Annotated in this window: 17 protein-coding genes; 10 read left to right on the top strand and 7 right to left on the bottom strand. The window is 68.0% G+C overall.

What is annotated here, in order from left to right:
* Positions 1-21: 21 nt before the first annotated feature.
* Positions 22-1,560 carry an Ig-like domain-containing protein gene (locus ACI3KS_RS10975; RefSeq protein ID WP_404918163.1) on the bottom strand — a complete coding sequence of 513 codons (1,539 nt, stop codon included), beginning with the start codon at positions 1,558-1,560 and terminating at the stop codon, positions 22-24.
* Between the two features lie 338 nt (positions 1,561-1,898).
* On the opposite strand from ACI3KS_RS10975, the gene ACI3KS_RS10970 reads away from it, so the two are divergent.
* From ACI3KS_RS10970 to ACI3KS_RS10960, 3 genes are read left to right on the top strand one after another with little or no spacing between them, the layout of a single operon-like run.
* Positions 1,899-3,206 (top strand): hypothetical protein, encoded by a 1,308-nt coding sequence (locus tag ACI3KS_RS10970; protein WP_404918161.1) that lies wholly within the window; start codon positions 1,899-1,901, stop codon positions 3,204-3,206.
* 32 nt (positions 3,207-3,238) lie between these two features.
* Entirely contained in the window at positions 3,239-3,469 is a 231-nt protein-coding gene (locus ACI3KS_RS10965) for a FitA-like ribbon-helix-helix domain-containing protein (protein WP_404918159.1), read from the top strand.
* Complete coding sequence (locus tag ACI3KS_RS10960; RefSeq protein ID WP_404918157.1) at positions 3,466-3,882, top strand: type II toxin-antitoxin system VapC family toxin; 417 nt, start codon at positions 3,466-3,468, stop codon at positions 3,880-3,882. The genes ACI3KS_RS10965 and ACI3KS_RS10960 overlap by 4 nt, the downstream gene beginning before the upstream one ends.
* Here the strand turns inward: ACI3KS_RS10960 and ACI3KS_RS10955 are convergent.
* Complete coding sequence (locus ACI3KS_RS10955) at positions 3,863-4,423, bottom strand: TetR/AcrR family transcriptional regulator (RefSeq protein ID WP_404918155.1); 561 nt, start codon at positions 4,421-4,423, stop codon at positions 3,863-3,865. The two genes, ACI3KS_RS10960 and ACI3KS_RS10955, sit on opposite strands and share 20 nt — an antisense overlap.
* 73 nt (positions 4,424-4,496) lie before the next feature.
* Here ACI3KS_RS10955 and ACI3KS_RS10950 point away from each other — a divergent pair, with 73 nt between their 5' ends.
* On the top strand, positions 4,497-5,483 hold the full coding sequence (locus tag ACI3KS_RS10950; RefSeq protein WP_404918153.1) for an SDR family NAD(P)-dependent oxidoreductase: 987 nt from the start codon (positions 4,497-4,499) through the stop codon (positions 5,481-5,483).
* Positions 5,484-5,682: 199 nt separating this feature from the next.
* Positions 5,683-6,066 (top strand): hypothetical protein, encoded by a 384-nt coding sequence (locus ACI3KS_RS10945; RefSeq protein ID WP_404918151.1) that lies wholly within the window; start codon positions 5,683-5,685, stop codon positions 6,064-6,066.
* A 36-nt stretch (positions 6,067-6,102) separates the two neighbouring features.
* Here ACI3KS_RS10945 and ACI3KS_RS10940 read toward each other — a convergent pair whose 3' ends face one another.
* On the bottom strand, positions 6,103-6,663 hold the full coding sequence (locus ACI3KS_RS10940; RefSeq protein ID WP_404918149.1) for a PIN domain-containing protein: 561 nt from the start codon (positions 6,661-6,663) through the stop codon (positions 6,103-6,105).
* A gap of 2 nt (positions 6,664-6,665) precedes the next feature.
* A complete protein-coding gene (locus ACI3KS_RS10935) occupies positions 6,666-7,181 on the bottom strand; it encodes a helix-turn-helix domain-containing protein (protein ID WP_404918147.1) in 516 nt (171 codons plus the stop codon).
* Between the two features lie 182 nt (positions 7,182-7,363).
* On the opposite strand from ACI3KS_RS10935, the gene ACI3KS_RS10930 reads away from it, so the two are divergent.
* Complete coding sequence (locus ACI3KS_RS10930) at positions 7,364-8,359, top strand: hypothetical protein (RefSeq protein ID WP_404918145.1); 996 nt, start codon at positions 7,364-7,366, stop codon at positions 8,357-8,359.
* 125 nt (positions 8,360-8,484) lie between these two features.
* Here ACI3KS_RS10930 and ACI3KS_RS10925 read toward each other — a convergent pair whose 3' ends face one another.
* Both ACI3KS_RS10925 and ACI3KS_RS10920 read right to left on the bottom strand, forming a co-directional pair.
* On the bottom strand, positions 8,485-9,225 hold the full coding sequence (locus ACI3KS_RS10925) for a 3-keto-5-aminohexanoate cleavage protein (protein ID WP_404918143.1): 741 nt from the start codon (positions 9,223-9,225) through the stop codon (positions 8,485-8,487).
* Between the two features lie 27 nt (positions 9,226-9,252).
* The gene (locus ACI3KS_RS10920) at positions 9,253-9,492 is read right to left on the bottom strand and encodes a hypothetical protein (RefSeq protein ID WP_404918141.1); all 240 of its coding nucleotides are present in this window, start codon (positions 9,490-9,492) and stop codon (positions 9,253-9,255) included.
* A 258-nt stretch (positions 9,493-9,750) separates the two neighbouring features.
* Here ACI3KS_RS10920 and ACI3KS_RS10915 point away from each other — a divergent pair, with 258 nt between their 5' ends.
* On the top strand, positions 9,751-12,261 hold the full coding sequence (locus ACI3KS_RS10915) for a M1 family aminopeptidase (protein ID WP_404918139.1): 2,511 nt from the start codon (positions 9,751-9,753) through the stop codon (positions 12,259-12,261).
* A 110-nt stretch (positions 12,262-12,371) separates the two neighbouring features.
* On the opposite strand, the gene ACI3KS_RS10910 is transcribed toward ACI3KS_RS10915, so the two are convergent.
* The gene (locus tag ACI3KS_RS10910; protein WP_404918137.1) at positions 12,372-12,812 is read right to left on the bottom strand and encodes a VOC family protein; all 441 of its coding nucleotides are present in this window, start codon (positions 12,810-12,812) and stop codon (positions 12,372-12,374) included.
* Between the two features lie 102 nt (positions 12,813-12,914).
* On the opposite strand from ACI3KS_RS10910, the gene ACI3KS_RS10905 reads away from it, so the two are divergent.
* The 3 genes from ACI3KS_RS10905 (at position 12,915) to ACI3KS_RS10895 (ending at position 15,480) form a co-directional block, all read left to right on the top strand.
* The gene (locus tag ACI3KS_RS10905) at positions 12,915-13,868 is read left to right on the top strand and encodes a helix-turn-helix transcriptional regulator (RefSeq protein WP_404918135.1); all 954 of its coding nucleotides are present in this window, start codon (positions 12,915-12,917) and stop codon (positions 13,866-13,868) included.
* A 177-nt stretch (positions 13,869-14,045) separates the two neighbouring features.
* Positions 14,046-15,026, top strand: a complete 981-nt coding sequence (gene sigJ, locus ACI3KS_RS10900) for an RNA polymerase sigma factor SigJ (protein WP_404918133.1) — start codon at positions 14,046-14,048, stop codon at positions 15,024-15,026.
* Positions 15,019-15,480, top strand: a complete 462-nt coding sequence (locus ACI3KS_RS10895; protein ID WP_404918131.1) for a hypothetical protein — start codon at positions 15,019-15,021, stop codon at positions 15,478-15,480. The genes sigJ and ACI3KS_RS10895 overlap by 8 nt, the downstream gene beginning before the upstream one ends.
* Positions 15,481-15,488: the final 8 nt, after the last annotated feature.

The raw sequence follows: 15,488 nt of genomic DNA, 5'->3' as shown, positions 1-15,488 counted from the left end.
ATCTCGGATCTCGAATCGGGGTCAGCCGGCGAGCGCGGGGCCGTAGGCCTCGACCTCGGACAGGCTCATCCAGTTGTCGTTCGTCTTGTTCGTGATCACGACGCGCATGCCGGTCGCGAGGACGGGCGTGCTCGTGAACTCGAGGTTCAGGTTCGGGGAGGGGTTGACGTAGGGCCAGCCGCCCTCGCTGGGCATGTCGATCCAGCCGCCGATCAGGTCGCGGTACTGCACCGTCACACCGCCGATGTTCTGCCGGCCGGCGTTGTCGAACACGGCGGCGCCGGTGAGCTGTCGCGGCTGATCGAAGTAGAAGCTCACGGTGTTCGGGTTGACCCGGTTCGCGGCTCCGCCTGAGCGCCAGTCATCGAAGCCGGGAGCGTTGCGGTTGCCGTCGAGCAGGCCGAACGACGTGCCGTTCAGGTGCGTGTAGTCGTAGTGGATGCCGCCGTCGCGCAGCACGTTCACTATCTCGGCCGGCGCGATCGTGATGAGCAGACGGGCGTCGAACCCGGTCGCGGCCGTCGCCGGCACCTCGAGAACGCCTTCGGTCGCCGTGGAGGCCTCGGTGAGCACCGACCAGTCCCACGTGACGGATGCCGTGACCGTGGTGTCCGACCCCGACACGGTGCGCTCGACCGTGGTCGGCGCGTGCATCTGCAGCTCCTTGAGCGAGATGCCGACGTAGCCGGTCATCGCAGCATCCGCTGCCGAGCCGAGCGATCCGACCAGGTACTCGGCGGTGACCGGGATCGCCTCGCCGAACAGGCCGGCGGCGGTGCCCTCGACCGTGACGATGCCGTCGGTGTTCCAGATGGCGGCATCCGGAGCCGACCAGGTCGGCGTGAGCGTCGTGGTCAGGCCCCAGCTGTAGCGGCCGGTGAGGGATGCCGGGAACGCCGGCGCTGCGCCCGCATCGACGCGCGTCTGCGCGAGCGGCGCCACCTGCGCCTCGAGACGGTGGAGCTTCCACTTCTGCACGTCGGCGGTGCCGGCGTCGTAGGTCTGCACCTCGGATCCGGTATCCGTCTTCCAGTTGTACATGTCGAGTCCGGCGGGCGCGCCGTTCGCATAGGTCTGCGCGTTGCGCAGGTACGAGGCGCCGTTGCCGGCGTCGCTGATGTTCCACTGCGCGAGCGGGTTCGCGGCGGCCTCGTCGAGCGTGAGTCCGGGGATCGTCAGGTAGCGGAAGTTCGCGTCGTCGTTGCCGCGGCGCACGAGCACCTGGCCGTCGTCGTTCGTGAGCACGACGCTGGAGGCACCCTCGACCGGATACGCGAGCACGGCCTGGGCCTGCAGCTCGGCAGGCGTCTTCGCGAGGGGGAAGACCGCCGCTGCCGCGAGCGAGTTCTCGGGAACCGTGGTCTGGGCGTTCGGGTTGCCGATCTCGAGCACCTTGCCCGAGGCGGAGACGCTCTCGATGAGGTACGGAGTCGGCTCGCCGAGAAGCTCGGGATCGGACTCGGCGACGGCGACGGAGGGCAGGAGGGCGACGGTCGTGAGCGCGGCAACACCGAGTGCGGTGAAGGCACGCCGACGGACACGCCGGGTGGGCGTTCTCATGGGGGTGGGGGTCCTTTCGAGGGCGCGCACGATCGGGGTATCGCGGCACCGCCGACGAACCTACTGATGCCGGATGCCGTTGCGGGAAGGATCCGTGAATGAAAGGTGAACGGAGTTCGGCGTTTGGGTGGCCTGGGTCTCGTGCTCGTTCCGGATGGCCCAGCGCAAGAACAGGCAGACCGCTGCGAGAGCGGATGCAGGCGATGCTGCTGCCGTAGACGACACGTCTTCTGCACGTCTTCTGCACAGAGGGCTTCAACCCGCGAATGATCCACAGTCTCCGTGACGGGCGGTCAGTATCACCCGTCTGTGTCCCGCCGGGCTCCTAGCGTGCCCTCATGGTCATCTATCACCCGCGCTCCCACATCACCCCGACGGTGCTCGTCGAAGTGAAATCCCCCGAGCATCCGGAGTACCGACGCGTCATCGAGCTTCCCCGTGGGTGTTCACCCGGTTGGCTCGCCCGCGCGTACCTGCTCAGTCTCGGCATCGAGATGACGCTCGGAACCGATCCGCATCTGCGGCTCGAACCGCGCACCGTCTACCGCCCCTTCTGCAGCGACGAGGTGGACGACGTCAGCCAGACGTTCGAGCTCGATCAGTGCCCCGTGCCGTTGCGGGCGACGGTGCTCTCGGGACGCGACCCCGAGGTCGGTGAGCCCCGCGTCATCCTGCATGAGACGACACCGGGAACGCCGTCTCCGCTCGGATGGCCGTCGCACAGCGCGCAGAGCACACGCGATCAGATCAACGCCGAGTTCGTCCGGCTGTTCGGAGTCGTCGTGCCGCACTACGACAGCACCGTGGCCGTCCCCCTCTGCGCGGCGATCGATGAACGCTCACTGCTCGCCCGCTTCGCCCATGGGCTGACCCCCGCGCGTCGCCTCACTCTCGTCGACCACGTGGAGCGACACTTCTCTCCGGCTTCTCAGACGCCGCTCTCCGGCGAGGGTGCCGAACGGATGCTCCGTGGAATCCGTGCACTCCTCGAAGCCATTGGCGCTGACGGCGTGGCACAGGATCCGGCGACGGGATGGCTCACCCCCGCATTCGTCGAAGACGTTGGCAGCCGGCTGGGCTGGCCAGACCGCGCCGATGCGATGGCGCTGATCGACGTTGCGCGCACCATGCGACATATTCGCCGCTTTCGTGGCCGGGTCGTGCGAAGCCGGGATGCCGAACGGACCCTGAGCGATCCGATGTCCGTGATCCACAAGATCGCCTGCGACGTGATCAATGCCGACCCTCGTTCCTACGACTCCTACCCCTCGGCAGGCGTGATGGTCGCACTCCTCGCGCTCGCCGACGGATCCGCCGCTGGCGAGCGCGACCTCCTCGAGACCATCAACGCCGCGCACGATGTCCACGAGGAGCACCTGTATCCCTCTGAATCCGAGCGCTGTTACGGAAACGAGTACGGCCACGGCTACGGCGCGTTCACCTACGGTACGCGCGGGAGCGACGTGACCTCGACGAGCAGGATCCCCGCCGACGTGCGCACCGTTCTCGATCGTCTCGCCGCGCTGTCGGGCACCGCCTGGCGACCTCAGATCTCCCTGGAGATACGCGCACTGGCCCGTATCGCACTCACATCGAGCGCTCGATGTGAGCCCGTGCTGCCTCGACAGCAGCGGAGCGTAGAATGACTGCATTGCCAGCATTGCAGTCAGGAGGCACGATGCCGACCATCACCGTACGCGGGCTCGATGCCGACGTCATCACTGCCCTCAAAGTGCGCGCCGCCCGCGCAGGGCATTCGATGGAGGCCGAGGTCCGCAGCATCCTCACCGCCTCGGTAGCCGCGTCGCCGGCCAGGGCGGGATTGGGCACCGCCATCGCGGCGATCTTCGCGGGTGCGGATGCCCCAGAGTTCCCCAGCCGATCCGAGTTCCCCCAGCCCCTCACATGATCATCCTCGACACCAACGTGATCTCGGAGCTCATGCGGCCTGCGCCCGACGGTCGGGTGATCCGCTGGGTGGATGCTCTCGCATCGTCCGACGGCTGGACCACTTCGGTGACATACGCCGAGATCGCGGCCGGGATCGCTCTCCTCCCACGAGGATCCCGACAGCGACACCTCGCCGATGCCTTCGACCAGATGCGCGCGCTGCTCGACTCGCACGTACTGAGCTTCGATGCGAATGCGGCCTCGGAATACGGTGGCGTGATCGCCCGACGCAGCAGAATCGGACGCCCGATCAGCGTCGTGGATGCCCAGATCGCGGCAATCGGGATCACCGCGGGCGCGACCATCGCCACCCGCAACACGGCCGACTTCGCTGAGACGGGTGCCGACGTCATCAACCCCTGGGAGTCGTGACCCCCCGCAGCACAAGCTCGACAAGCGCATCCGCGCGCTCAGCCCCCAGCGGCCGTCCGAGCAGCGCAGAGTACGAGCCCAGTGCGATCAACTGGTCGGCGACGACCGCAGGGTCGACATCACCACGAACCTCACCAGCATCCACAGCCCTGGCGAGCCGCAGCCCGGTCCAGTCCCGGATCGGTGCCGCCAGCCGCTCGTTCAGTTGAAGCCCGAGCTCCGGATCCGTCGCGGTCACCGCGATGAGCGCTCGCGCCAAGGCGATGGTCTCGCCGTCGTCCCGAACAGTGAACATCGCCCGCAGATCTGCCGCCAGATCATCGGTCATCGGCAACGGCGGCCCCGGCAGTGACCCGCTGAGCAGCGCCTCCCCCAGGATCGCCGCCTTCGACGGCCACCAGCGGTAGATCGTCTGCTTCGAGACTCCTGCGTCGAGCGCGAGCCCCTCGATCGTCACCGCCTCGTACCCCGACGAAGACAAAGATGAGCGCATCGCCTCCAGCACGGCCTGCCGGGCGGATTCACTTCGGGGTCGGGGCACATGCTCAGGGTACTCAGGCGTATGCTGTGCAATAAGTAGACGCACCGTTGCGAAACTCGAACAAGGAGAACGAATGGCCCTGACCGCACACTCCAGCATCGGCGACTGGCTGAACGACCCCACCGGCGGACCGCTGATCCGCGGCCTGTTCGAGCAGACCGGCGCAGACCCCGCGCTGCTCACCCCCGTGCTCGGGCTGCCGCTGCAGCAGCTCGTCGCGATGAGCCAGGGCGCCATGCCGCAGTCCGTCATCGATGACCTGGTCCGCGCCGCGAACGGCGGCGAGCTGCCCGTCGACGAGGCTCCCGCCGAGGTGCCGACAGGCGCCCGCTTCGCCGGCAAGACCGTGATCGTCACCGGCGCGGCATCCGGCATCGGCAAGGCCACCGCGCAGCGCATCGCCCGCGAGGGCGGCCGCGTCATCGCCGCCGACATCTCGGCCGAGCGTCTCGACGAGCTGAAGACCGAGTTCCCCGACATCGTGACGGTCGCCGGCGACCTCACGAAGCAGGACGCGATCGACGCCGTCGTCACCGCCGCGGGCGACACCATCGACGGGCTCGCCAACGTCGCCGGCATCAACGACGACTTCTCCCCCGCGGGCGAGACGACGGATGCCGTGTGGGACCGTGTCATCGCGATCAACCTCACCGCACCGTTCAAGCTCATGCGCGCGGTGCTGCCGATCATGGAGAAGGCCGGCCGCGGCTCGGTGCTGAACGTGTCGAGCGAGGCGGGCCTCCGCGGCAACTCCTCGGGCAACGCCTACACGGCCAGCAAGCACGGCATCATCGGCGTGACGAAGTCGGCGGCGTTCATGTACGGACCGAAGGGCATCCGCGTGAACAGCGTCGCGCCCGGCGGTGTGGCCACCGGCATCCCGATGCCCCCGAACATGTCGGAGTACGGTTCGGCCCGCCTCGCGCCGTTCCAGCAGGCGATCCCGACCGTCGCGACCGCCGAGCAGCTGGCCGCGTCGATCACGTTCCTGCTCTCGGACGACGGCGTGAACATCAACGGCGTCGTGCTCGCCTCCGACGGCGGCTGGTCGGTGCAGTAAGCCCTGGGTCGCGGGACAGGTGGATCCGGTCCCGCGACCTGCCGCCACCTGCCGCGGCATCCGCTCGGGAACAGGTCAACCGCGCGAGTTCATGATGAAATCGACCGAAACGTCATGCCCTGGCGCGGTTGACGTGTTGTCGCGCAGGTAAGAACGCCTCCCAGGCACGTCGGACCCCGCGACCGGTACCGTGGCGAACATGAAGAAGCTCGCTGCTCTCGCGTCCGTCGGCCTCGCTGCCGTGCTGCTGACCGGATGCTCGGAACAGACATCTGCGCTGGCCGCATGCGCCCAGGTGGCGACCCAGACGGCACGGGTGACCGGCGTCGTCGACGCAGCATCCTCTCCGACCGTCGAGACCGCACAGGCGGCGTTCGACGAGATCAGCACCATCGTCGACGACATCCGCGCCATCGAGGGCCCGGCGGAGTTCGTCACGCTCCGCGATTCCTGGACGACGAGCATCGACGCGTTCCTCGCCGCAAGCAAGAGCGCAGTGGCCGGCGAAGCCGCAGACGTCACGACCGCCACGACCGCCATGCAGAACGCGACGGACGCAGTCATCACCTACTGCACTCCGTAGCGAACGACACCGTCAGAGTCGTAGCGCACGGCCCCGTCAGAGTCGGCTCCGCACCTCATCCGCGAAGTCGGGGGCGCCCGCTCTCGACAGAGCGGTAAGCACGTCATCGAAACTCCGCCGCGGATTTCGCGTCGCAGCGGCCTGCGCCTCCAGCACAGACATCACCACCGCGCTGCGCATGTCCAGCTGGCTGAGGAGGAACGCATCCGGCGGGATCACCTCCAGCTCGAGTTCATGCAGGACGTCCACCGGAAAGTCGCGGACGTTCGCCGTGACGACAGCATCCGCATGCGCCCGCAAGGCCGCAGCCACGACGTGCCTGTCGTCGGGATCCGGAAGGATGAGGCCGCTCTCGATCTGCGCGAATCCTTCAACTCGTGCACCCGGGAACGTCTCATTCATGTACGCGACTCGCCGCTCGATCAGCTCGACGGGGATGCCGGGATGGATGCGCGAGATCGCATCCGCCGCTTCTGCCAGGATCCGATCCGACCAGATCGGGCGGTACATTCGTTCCTCCGCCAACCGCAACAGCGTGTCACACAGGGCGACGGGCACCATGACGCACGCGTCGAGGACCGCGGCGAAGATAGCCATCGCTACTCGGTGCGCGACCGCTTCTTGGCGGCCATCAAGGCCTCGGCATAATCAGTCTGTTCCACATCGTAGAGACCGCTCGAGGATGCCTCAGCGGTCAAGGCATCAAGACGATCGACTGCAGCCCTGTGGGTTCGATCGCGGTATGCAAGGACGTCGGAGAGTCGAACACGACGATGCCGTCCGGGCTGCTCGAAGGGGATCTCCTGGCGTTCCAGCAAACGCACGAAGGTCGGGCGGCTGATCCCCAACATCTCCGCTGCCTCCTGCGTGCTCACTCGCATGGCGTAGGGAACGACGCTCACGGCGTTGCCCGCGCGCATCGCGGCTGTCACACGGACGAGGATCTCGTACACCTCATCAGGCAGCTCGATCGACTCGTTGTCGGGCCCCACCAGTCTCGGCTTGACGTCGACGACCGCCTCGCGCTCGATGAATCGAGCGAGTCCTGCGATGCCCTGGGCGTCTGTCGGGCTGACGGGGTCGACAGACCTGCGGGATCGAATTGCCGCACTCATGAGTTTCTCCAACCTCTTCCTTCAGTGTGCGCTTCAAACGAACAAAACGCAAGAATCCGCCAAATCGAACATCGCGTCTCGCGCCGGCATCCTGATCACTTCGAGGACCGGATGCCGCGCGCCGGGTACCGTGGAAGGACGTCTCGCGCGGGGGAGCTGCGCGACCCGACGACCGGAGTCCCATGACATCGCTGCGCCTCTACGCCGCCCTCGCCGCTCTCGGCCTCGCCGCCGCAAGTCTCGCCGGGTGCGCAGCATCCGCCACGGTCGACGGCAACGGCCCGACCGAGGCGAGCGTCGCCCTGCTCGATGAGTTCTTCGACCACCTCGGTGCGGCAGAGACGACCGAGGCCGCCGCGATGACGAGCATCGACTTCGCCGACGAGTATCTCGACGTCGACTTCTATCGAGCATCCGTCTCGCTGCCGTCGAACGCCAGGGTCATCGCGACGAAAGGCAGCGACGAACACACCGTCACCGCGACCGTGGAGTACGTCCTCGATGGCCCCGACGAGCCGGTGACGGCGGAGTACACAGTGAAGAACTTCGACGGCGAACGCCTGATCAGCTGGAGCAGCGAGGGCAAGATGTCGTTCATCAACGTCGGCTCCCCCGGACGACTCGTACTGAACGGCGAGAAGGAGTTCCCGATCGCGGCCGAGGCCTACACCGCCACGCTCCTGCCCGCGCTGTACGACTTCGCCTACGTCGACGAGACCGGAACGACGCATCTCGATGCCGACGGCACAGATGAATTCGCCCTGCCGATCCCTTATGAATTGCCACGAGGGTCCGACACCCTCCCCGGATTCGACATTCCCGACAAGGTCAGCCTGAACATCGCGAGCCTGTCGCTCTCGGTCTTCGTCGGAACCGACATCGTCAAGCCCGCGGATGCCGAGATCATCGAACTCCGTGACGCGTGCACCGCCGAACTTCTGGTCGGTCCGTCGTGCCCGCCGGCGCTGCTCGACGTTCCGATCACCGTCGCGGACCCGTCGACGATCGAATGGTTCGGGGCATCGAACGCCGACTGGTCAGAGGTCACCGACGGTTCGGTCGCCTACGCGAAGGGGTTCACGCTGCGCTTCGACGGCAATGTCTACCCCGAGCCAGTGGTCTACGAGGGTCACATCACCCGCGACGACGACGGCACGGTACACTTCACCCGCGACTGAGCCCCGCCCTCGGCCCCCATCCCGGCGGTGATGGATCAATAGTGCTGCTAAACCGCGACGCGTGGCAGCATTTTTGATCCACTATCAGCGTCACCAGCGGCGGCCCTGACGGCGCCTCACCCCTGTCAGGCCCGCCGCGCGGCGATGTGCTCGCGCGCAGCGCGGACGAGATCGGCATTGCCGGGTGCGACCGCCCCGGACGGCAGGGTCAGCACGTCCTCGAGGCCGATGCGCGTGTCCCAGCCCCACGCGCTCGCCAGCACGAGAGCGGGCCAGGCCGACTGCTCCTCGCCGTGCAGCAGGATCGGGATGCTCGGCTCCTCACGCGCGACGTGCGCGATCATCCCCTCCGCATGCTCGCGCACGACGTCTGCGGTCTCGTCGGGCAACTCGATGAGCACGCGCATGGTCGAGCCGCGGGATGCCGAGCGACGCCAGACGTCCAGACCCGCAGCATCCCAGATCCCCGCCTCGACGCCGACCCCGCGCGACTGCAGCAGCACGGCGAGCTCCTCCGCCCCCTCCTCGTGGAAGTTCACCGACGCGAAGTCGGGAAGGTCCGTCCAGGCCGCCACCGCGGCGAGACGCCGCGCAGGATCGGGCTCGCTCCACGCTCCGGTGCTCACGCCGACGCGAACGCCCGGACATGCCGACCTGATCGCTCCGAGCCAGCGTGCGACATCCTCCGCGGCGACGCTGTCACGACCCGCCGAGTCCTTCACGTGCACGTGGATCTCGTCCGCACCCGCTTCGACGGCTCGGGCGGCATCCGCCGCGACCATCTCGGCATCTGCACTCAGCCACGGATGCTCGGCCACATCCCTCGCGCCGTTCACGCACACCTGCAGCACTGGCGTCCTCGCCATCCGCTCTCCTTTCCGAACTTCATCGCCTCAGTCCAACCGCCGTCCGATGAGATCCCGGGGATTCGTCTCCCCCGGCTCGAGATCGTCGGACGGCCCCTCCTCCTCGCGCACCGTATGCGCGACCTGACGCGCCGCCGCCGATCCCCGGCCGGCGACGACGGCAGCCGCTCGATCGTCGTAACCGGAACCGATCACACCGGTCTCGCCCTGGATGCGGTTGAACCAGGTCCCGCCCCGACGGAACGTCTCGATGTCTCCTGCAGCCACGTCACTCTCCTCGCCTCGTGCTCCTTTTCTACGTGCGGCCACCGACATCGCGAACCCCCTTGCCGTTCCCGCTCGCGCCGACTAACCGCCCCGCAGCGGCAGGAAGATTTCCTGCAACAGGCTCGACACAATGTGGATATGTTTCGGACATAGCGAGTCCGTAGGTTGCGAGCATCCCGCCGCGACCAGGCCACAAGCCACAGCCACCCCACGACGACGTGACCTGTCGCCTCTGCCCATGCCGATCTGAAAGCTCTCATGACTCGATCCACCTCCTCCCCCCGGGGGCGGCGGCTTCTCGCGACCTCCGCGGTCGCCGCGCTGCTCGCCGGTTCCGTCCTCGCCACCGCCCTGCCGGCATCCGCCGCCGACGACCCGATCGACGGGGCGCAGACCTCCGGCGACGCGATGTTCCCGAACGTCGGCAACGGCGGCTACGACGCCCTCGACTACGACATCGACCTCACCTGGAACGCCACCGGCGTGGTGAGCAACTACATGACGGGCACGATCCCCCAGGCGAGCACGACGATGACCGCCCGTGCCGCGGCTCCGCTGCGCTCGTTCTCGCTGGATTTCGAGGGCATGACCGTCGACTCCGTGCTCGTGAACGGCGCACCGGCCACCTGGACCCGCGACATCGACGCGGACGCCATCAAGTACAAGCTCATCGTGACCCCGGCGACCCCGGTCAGCGGCGAGTTCACCGTGACCGTGGACTACAGCGGCACGCCCTCGCGCCACGTCGACGCGGACGGCAGCTACGAGGGCTGGAACCCGACCGCCGACGGCGCGGTGCTGCTCGGCCAGCCGATCGGCATGATGACCGGCTTCCCGCACAACAACACCCCCAGCGACAAGGCCACCTACACGATCTCGGTCGACGCACCGAGCGAGATCACCAGTGCCACCGGCACCGGTGCCGCGGCGGTCGCCAGCAACGGCGAGCTGCAGTCCAAGACCGTCTCCGGCGACCGCACGACCTGGACCTGGCGGCAGAGCCGGCCGATGGCCTCGGAGCTGGCGGTCATCGACATCGGCAAGTTCGACGTGATCGAAGGATCCGTCACACTGACCGACGGTCGGGTCATCCCCTCCTGGTCGTTCATGGACTCCGCGCTGAGCGCGCAGAACAAGACGACCATCACCAACCGCGTCGCACAGCTCGAGACCATCACCCGCAACCTCGAGTCGCTGTTCGGCCCCTACCCAGGCGGCAGCACCGGCGTCGTGGTCGACACCGTACCGAGCGGCGTGAACTACGCGCTCGAGACGCAGGACCGCTCGTTCTTCCCCAGCACCAACTCGGTCGCGGGCAACACTCTCATCCACGAGCTCGTGCACCAGTGGTACGGCAACAACGTCGCCCCCAGCACCTGGACGAACATCTGGATGGGCGAGGGCATGGCGACCTGGGCGCCGACGTTCTACAACTCCACCGAGGGCTTCGGCACCAATGCCACGCCGTCCGAGCAGACGTACTTCACCTCCTGGAACAACATGGCGGAGACGAGCCCGAACTGGGCCATCGCCCCGGGCGGCCAGACGGACTCGGCCGAGCTGTACTCGTACCAGACCTACACGCGCGGCGCGCAGTTCTGGGCGGCTCTGAAGGTCGCCATCGGCGACGAGGCCTTCTTCACGCTCATCAAGCAATGGCAGGTCGACAACACCGGTCAGAGCCGCACCGGCGCTGAGCTCAAGGCCCTCGCCGAGGAGCTCTCCGGCATCGACCTCACAGCATTCTGGACCGACTGGATCCTCGAGCCCGGCAAGCCGGCCTGGCCCGACAAGCTCTCGGTCGCACTGACCGGCGGCAGCGAGACGGCGCTGCTGCCCGGCGACTCCGTCTCGTACACCGTGTCGGCCACCAACACCGGTCGCGTCGCGCTCGCCTCGTCAGTCGTCGAGATCGACCTCACCGAGCTGCTCGCGAACGCCGAGCTGGATGCTCTGCCCGAGGGTGCGACCCTCGATGGAACGACCCTGCGCTGGCAGGTGCCGGCCGGCACCGCCGTCGGGACCACGGTCGAGCTGACGCTCAGCGCGACCATCCTCGACTCCTCGCCCGGCGGCACCTTCGCCACGACGAGCCGAGTCGTCACAGTCGGTGGCACCTGCGCCGACTGCTCCGTCGACACCCTCGTGGTCGAGAAGCTCGCCCCCAGCGAACTCCCCGTGATCACGGGTGACGCCGTCGTCGGCGAGACCCTCACGGCCTCGTCAGCGGGCTGGCCCGAGGGCACCGAACTCGCCTACGAGTGGGCGATCGACGGTGTCCCGGTCGAGACCGAAGAGCCCGTCACCGAGCCCGCTCCGGCGCTGCGCGCCGCCGCACTCGCGGCGAACGAGTTCCTCATCCCGGCCGACGCCGAGGGCTCCCGCATCACGGTCACCGTCACCGGAACACTCGAAGGCTTCCGCGACGGATCGGCGACGAGCGCTCCGACCGACGTCGTCCGCGCCGCCGAGGTGCCGGTCGACAGCGATGCGGATGCCGATGGTTCGGCGGATGCCGGCGGGACCGACGGCTCTTCGGATGCCGGTGGAACATCGGGCGCCGACGGCACCTCGGCAGCGGGCGGTTCCTCCGCCAACGGCACCGGAACCAGCAGTGGCAGTGGCAGTGGCAGTGGCAGTGGCACAGGCGAGCAGCTGAGCGAGACCGGAGCCGAGCTTCCGATCGCCGCGGGTCTGCTGGCCCTGATCCTGCTGACCGCGGGTGGCATGTTCGCCGCCGCGCGGCGCCGGAGCCGCATCGAGGCCTGACCTCGACGCCTCACCGGAGGGCGCACACCTCGCATCGAGGTGTGCGCCCTCTGCACGTCGTCGCCCCGGCGTTCACTCGCTCCGCGTCACCGCCCGTGCGGCAGCCGTTGTCACGCGGTGCGCACGTCGAGGGTCCAGGTCACGCCGAAGCGGTCCGTGAGCATGCCGAAGCCCGGCGACCAGGCCGATGCGGCGAGCGGCTCGACGATCTCGGCCCCGACGGAGAGGGCCTCCCAGTACCCGGTCAGCTCGTCCAGGGAGTCGGCGCTGAGCGACTGGAAGAAGGGCCGATCCGTGAGCGTCACGCCGTTCTCGCGCCGGGTCCACCCGGAGGCCGCCGCGCTCTGCCCCGGGATGTCGTAGCCGAGCAGGCGGATGCCGTCTGCTCCCTCGACCCGACCGAACACGATCCGGTCGGCGCCCGGAGCATCCGCCGGCATCCCGAAGTCGGCGTAGGTCGACAGCGTGACGGCGCCGAACACCGAGCCGTAGAACTCGAGCGCCTCTCGGGCGGTACCGGGGAAGTTGAGGTGGGTGGTGGTGGAGATCATGACCATGTCCTTCGATTCGATGCGACGAACGGATGCCGTCGGGCCTCACGATCGCAGGAGTAGAGGTCAGATTCGGTCCGCTACTCGGCGCACAATAGGAGCATGATCGGTGCCTCGGCTCGCATGCTCACGCTCCTCTCGCTGCTGCAGACGCCCCGCGATTGGCCGGGGCAGGTGCTGGCCGACCGTCTCGAGGTCACACCCCGCACCGTGCGTCGCGACGTCGACCGGCTGCGCGAGCTCGGCTATCGGATCGTCGCGATCAAGGGCCCAGACGGCGGCTATCGCCTCGAGGCCGGCTCCGACCTGCCCCCGCTGCACTTCGACGATCAGCAGGCCGTGGCCATCGCGGTCGCGCTCCAGAGCGTCGCCGCGACGGGGGTCGACCTCGACGAAGGTGCGGCGCGAGCGCTGGCCACCGTGCGCCAGGTGATGCCGTCGCGTCTGAGGCACCGCGTCGACGGCATCCGCTTCTCGGGTGCTCCGTCTGCGACGCGCGTCGATCCCGCCGTTCTGGAGGCCGCGAGCGCAGCCGTGCGCGATCGGATGGTGCTGCGGTTCGGATACGGCGGGACCGACCGGCCGTCGCGACGCACCGAGCCCCACGCCGTCGTGTCGCGCGAAGGGCGCTGGTATCTGCTCGCCTGGGATCTGGATGCCGACGACTGGCGCATCTTCCGCCTCGACCGGATGACCCCGCGGGTGCCGACCGGACCGTCGTTCACGCCGCGTCCCCTACCGGCCGCCGACGCGCAGACCTACCTCGCCGCCCGCGCCAAGGGATCGGATGCCGAGGACCGCTGGCCGTGCGTGGGCGAGGTCGAGATGTCCCTGCCCGCGCACGAGGTCGCGGGGTGGATCGGAGCAGACGGGACCGTCGAGCCGGTCGGCGAGGGCTCGTGCCGGCTCACGCTCGGCTCGTGGTCGTGGACCGGTGTAATCGCGGCGCTCGCGCGCTTCGACGCGCCGTTCACGATCGTCGGGCCCGCCGCGCTGCGGGAAGCGTCCGCCGCTCTCGCCGCTCGCCTCTCGGCGGCCGGGACCTCCATGTCCTGATAGCGCTCGTCCTCGCCTCCCGATCACGAGACCTCACGATTCGGCGTCCCCCTTCGTCAAATCTGTTGAGAGAGCTATGGGCCGCGGAGTTCCTCACGGACGCGAGGCGGCCTCACAGAGAGGCGAGAGATGTCGCGAGACGAGCCGGCAGGGTTCCCGGCCGAGGGTGATGCGGGTGTGGTCGGCGAACGTCGCCGCCTGGTTTCCCTGGCCTATCGGATGACGGGAACCTTGGCAGACGCGGAAGACATCGTTCAGGAGACCTATATCCGCTGGTATCGGCTGACCGAACAGGAACGCGGCGAGATCCGCAGTCCGGCGGCCTGGCTGACCCGAGTCGCCAGCCGAATCGCACTCGACGTGCTCGGCTCGGCCAAGGCGCGCCGCGAGAAGCAGATCGGGCAGTGGCTGCCGGAGCCGATCCCGCCGGACCTCTTCGTCGGCACGGGAGCCGTCTCTGATGCCTCTGCGGGAGCGGTGGAAGATCCGCTGGACCGCGTCACTCTCGATGACGCGGTGAGCACCGCGCTTCTGATGGTTCTGGAATCGATGACGCCGGCGGAGCGCGTCGCGTTCGTGCTGCACGACGTGTTCGGCACTCCGTTCGATGAAATCGCAGATCTGGTAGGGCGTTCGCCCGAAGCCGCCCGTCAGTTGGCTTCCTCCGCGCGACGACACGTGCGTGAGCGGCGTACGACGGTGGTCGCGTCGAAGACGCATGACGATGTGGTTCGCGCGTTCCTGGCCGCGAGCCAGGGAGGGGACATGCGGCTTCTCATGAAGACTCTCGCACCGGAGGTCGAGCTGCGCGCGGATGGCGGCGGAGTCGTGAGTGCCGCCCCCAACGTCGTCACAGGCTCGGACCGCGTCGCGCGTTTCCTCTTCGGTGTCATGCGGAAGCGGCCGGAGCTCGTGTTCGAGGAGCGGCGCACCGCCGACGGCTTGGGATACGCCTTGACTCTCCGCGGCCAGCTCTTCGGAATCGCCAGCTTCCACGTGGAAGCGGAGCGGATCACCGACGTGTGGCTCGTGCTGGACCCCCGCAAGCTCAGCGAATGGGTATCCCCCGATCAGACCAGCGAGATGGACACGCACAAGCCCTTCTCTTCACACGGCGCATCGACGGTCGGCGTCGAGGAACGGACCTCTCATGAATGACCACGCCGATCTCTCCGTCGAGGCAGCGAGCGACGACCGACGCATCGGCGGAGTTCAGGTCGCTGCTCTCGTCGGCTCCATCATCATCGCCGCCGTCGTCGGCACGTGGGCGTACTTCTTCCCCGCGCAGTTCTACGACCACTTCCCGGCGGTCCTGGGCGAGTGGATCTCGCAGGACGGGCCCTTCAACGAGCACCTGATCCGCGACCATGGTGCACAGTATCTTGCGCTCGGGGCGGCCAGCGTCTTCGGCCTGTTCTGGCACTCCCAGATCGGCTATCGGCTCCTCGGTATCGCCTGGACCACGTTCGGGGTGCTCCATTTCCTCTATCACGTCACGCATCTCAGCCACATGTCCGTATCGGACCAGATCGGCCAGGTCATCGTTCTCGGATTCGCTGTGCTGCTTGGTGCGGGCCTCTTCCTGCCCCCGCGCCGCCACCGCGCCGCGTGATGGCCAGA

It is taken from the genome of Microbacterium sp. ZW T5_45 (genome assembly GCF_044987415.1).
In the GTDB taxonomy this organism is placed as follows: domain Bacteria; phylum Actinomycetota; class Actinomycetes; order Actinomycetales; family Microbacteriaceae; genus Microbacterium.
This window is presented reverse-complemented; position numbering and strand designations above follow the sequence as displayed.

Excerpts from the sequence above, each read along its gene's own strand:
- ACI3KS_RS10975 (WP_404918163.1), bottom strand. The coding sequence starts at position 1,560 with ATGAGAACGCCCACCCGGCGTGTCCGTCGGCGTGCCTTCACCGCACTC.
- ACI3KS_RS10970 (WP_404918161.1), top strand. The coding sequence starts at position 1,899 with ATGGTCATCTATCACCCGCGCTCCCACATCACCCCGACGGTGCTCGTC.
- ACI3KS_RS10965 (WP_404918159.1), top strand. The coding sequence starts at position 3,239 with ATGCCGACCATCACCGTACGCGGGCTCGATGCCGACGTCATCACTGCC.
- ACI3KS_RS10960 (WP_404918157.1), top strand. The coding sequence starts at position 3,466 with ATGATCATCCTCGACACCAACGTGATCTCGGAGCTCATGCGGCCTGCG.
- ACI3KS_RS10950 (WP_404918153.1), top strand. The coding sequence starts at position 4,497 with ATGGCCCTGACCGCACACTCCAGCATCGGCGACTGGCTGAACGACCCC.
- ACI3KS_RS10945 (WP_404918151.1), top strand. The coding sequence starts at position 5,683 with ATGAAGAAGCTCGCTGCTCTCGCGTCCGTCGGCCTCGCTGCCGTGCTG.
- ACI3KS_RS10940 (WP_404918149.1), bottom strand. The coding sequence starts at position 6,663 with ATGGCTATCTTCGCCGCGGTCCTCGACGCGTGCGTCATGGTGCCCGTC.
- ACI3KS_RS10935 (WP_404918147.1), bottom strand. The coding sequence starts at position 7,181 with ATGAGTGCGGCAATTCGATCCCGCAGGTCTGTCGACCCCGTCAGCCCG.
- ACI3KS_RS10930 (WP_404918145.1), top strand. The coding sequence starts at position 7,364 with ATGACATCGCTGCGCCTCTACGCCGCCCTCGCCGCTCTCGGCCTCGCC.
- ACI3KS_RS10925 (WP_404918143.1), bottom strand. The coding sequence starts at position 9,225 with ATGGCGAGGACGCCAGTGCTGCAGGTGTGCGTGAACGGCGCGAGGGAT.
- ACI3KS_RS10915 (WP_404918139.1), top strand. The coding sequence starts at position 9,751 with ATGACTCGATCCACCTCCTCCCCCCGGGGGCGGCGGCTTCTCGCGACC.
- ACI3KS_RS10910 (WP_404918137.1), bottom strand. The coding sequence starts at position 12,812 with ATGATCTCCACCACCACCCACCTCAACTTCCCCGGTACCGCCCGAGAG.
- ACI3KS_RS10905 (WP_404918135.1), top strand. The coding sequence starts at position 12,915 with ATGATCGGTGCCTCGGCTCGCATGCTCACGCTCCTCTCGCTGCTGCAG.
- ACI3KS_RS10895 (WP_404918131.1), top strand. The coding sequence starts at position 15,019 with ATGAATGACCACGCCGATCTCTCCGTCGAGGCAGCGAGCGACGACCGA.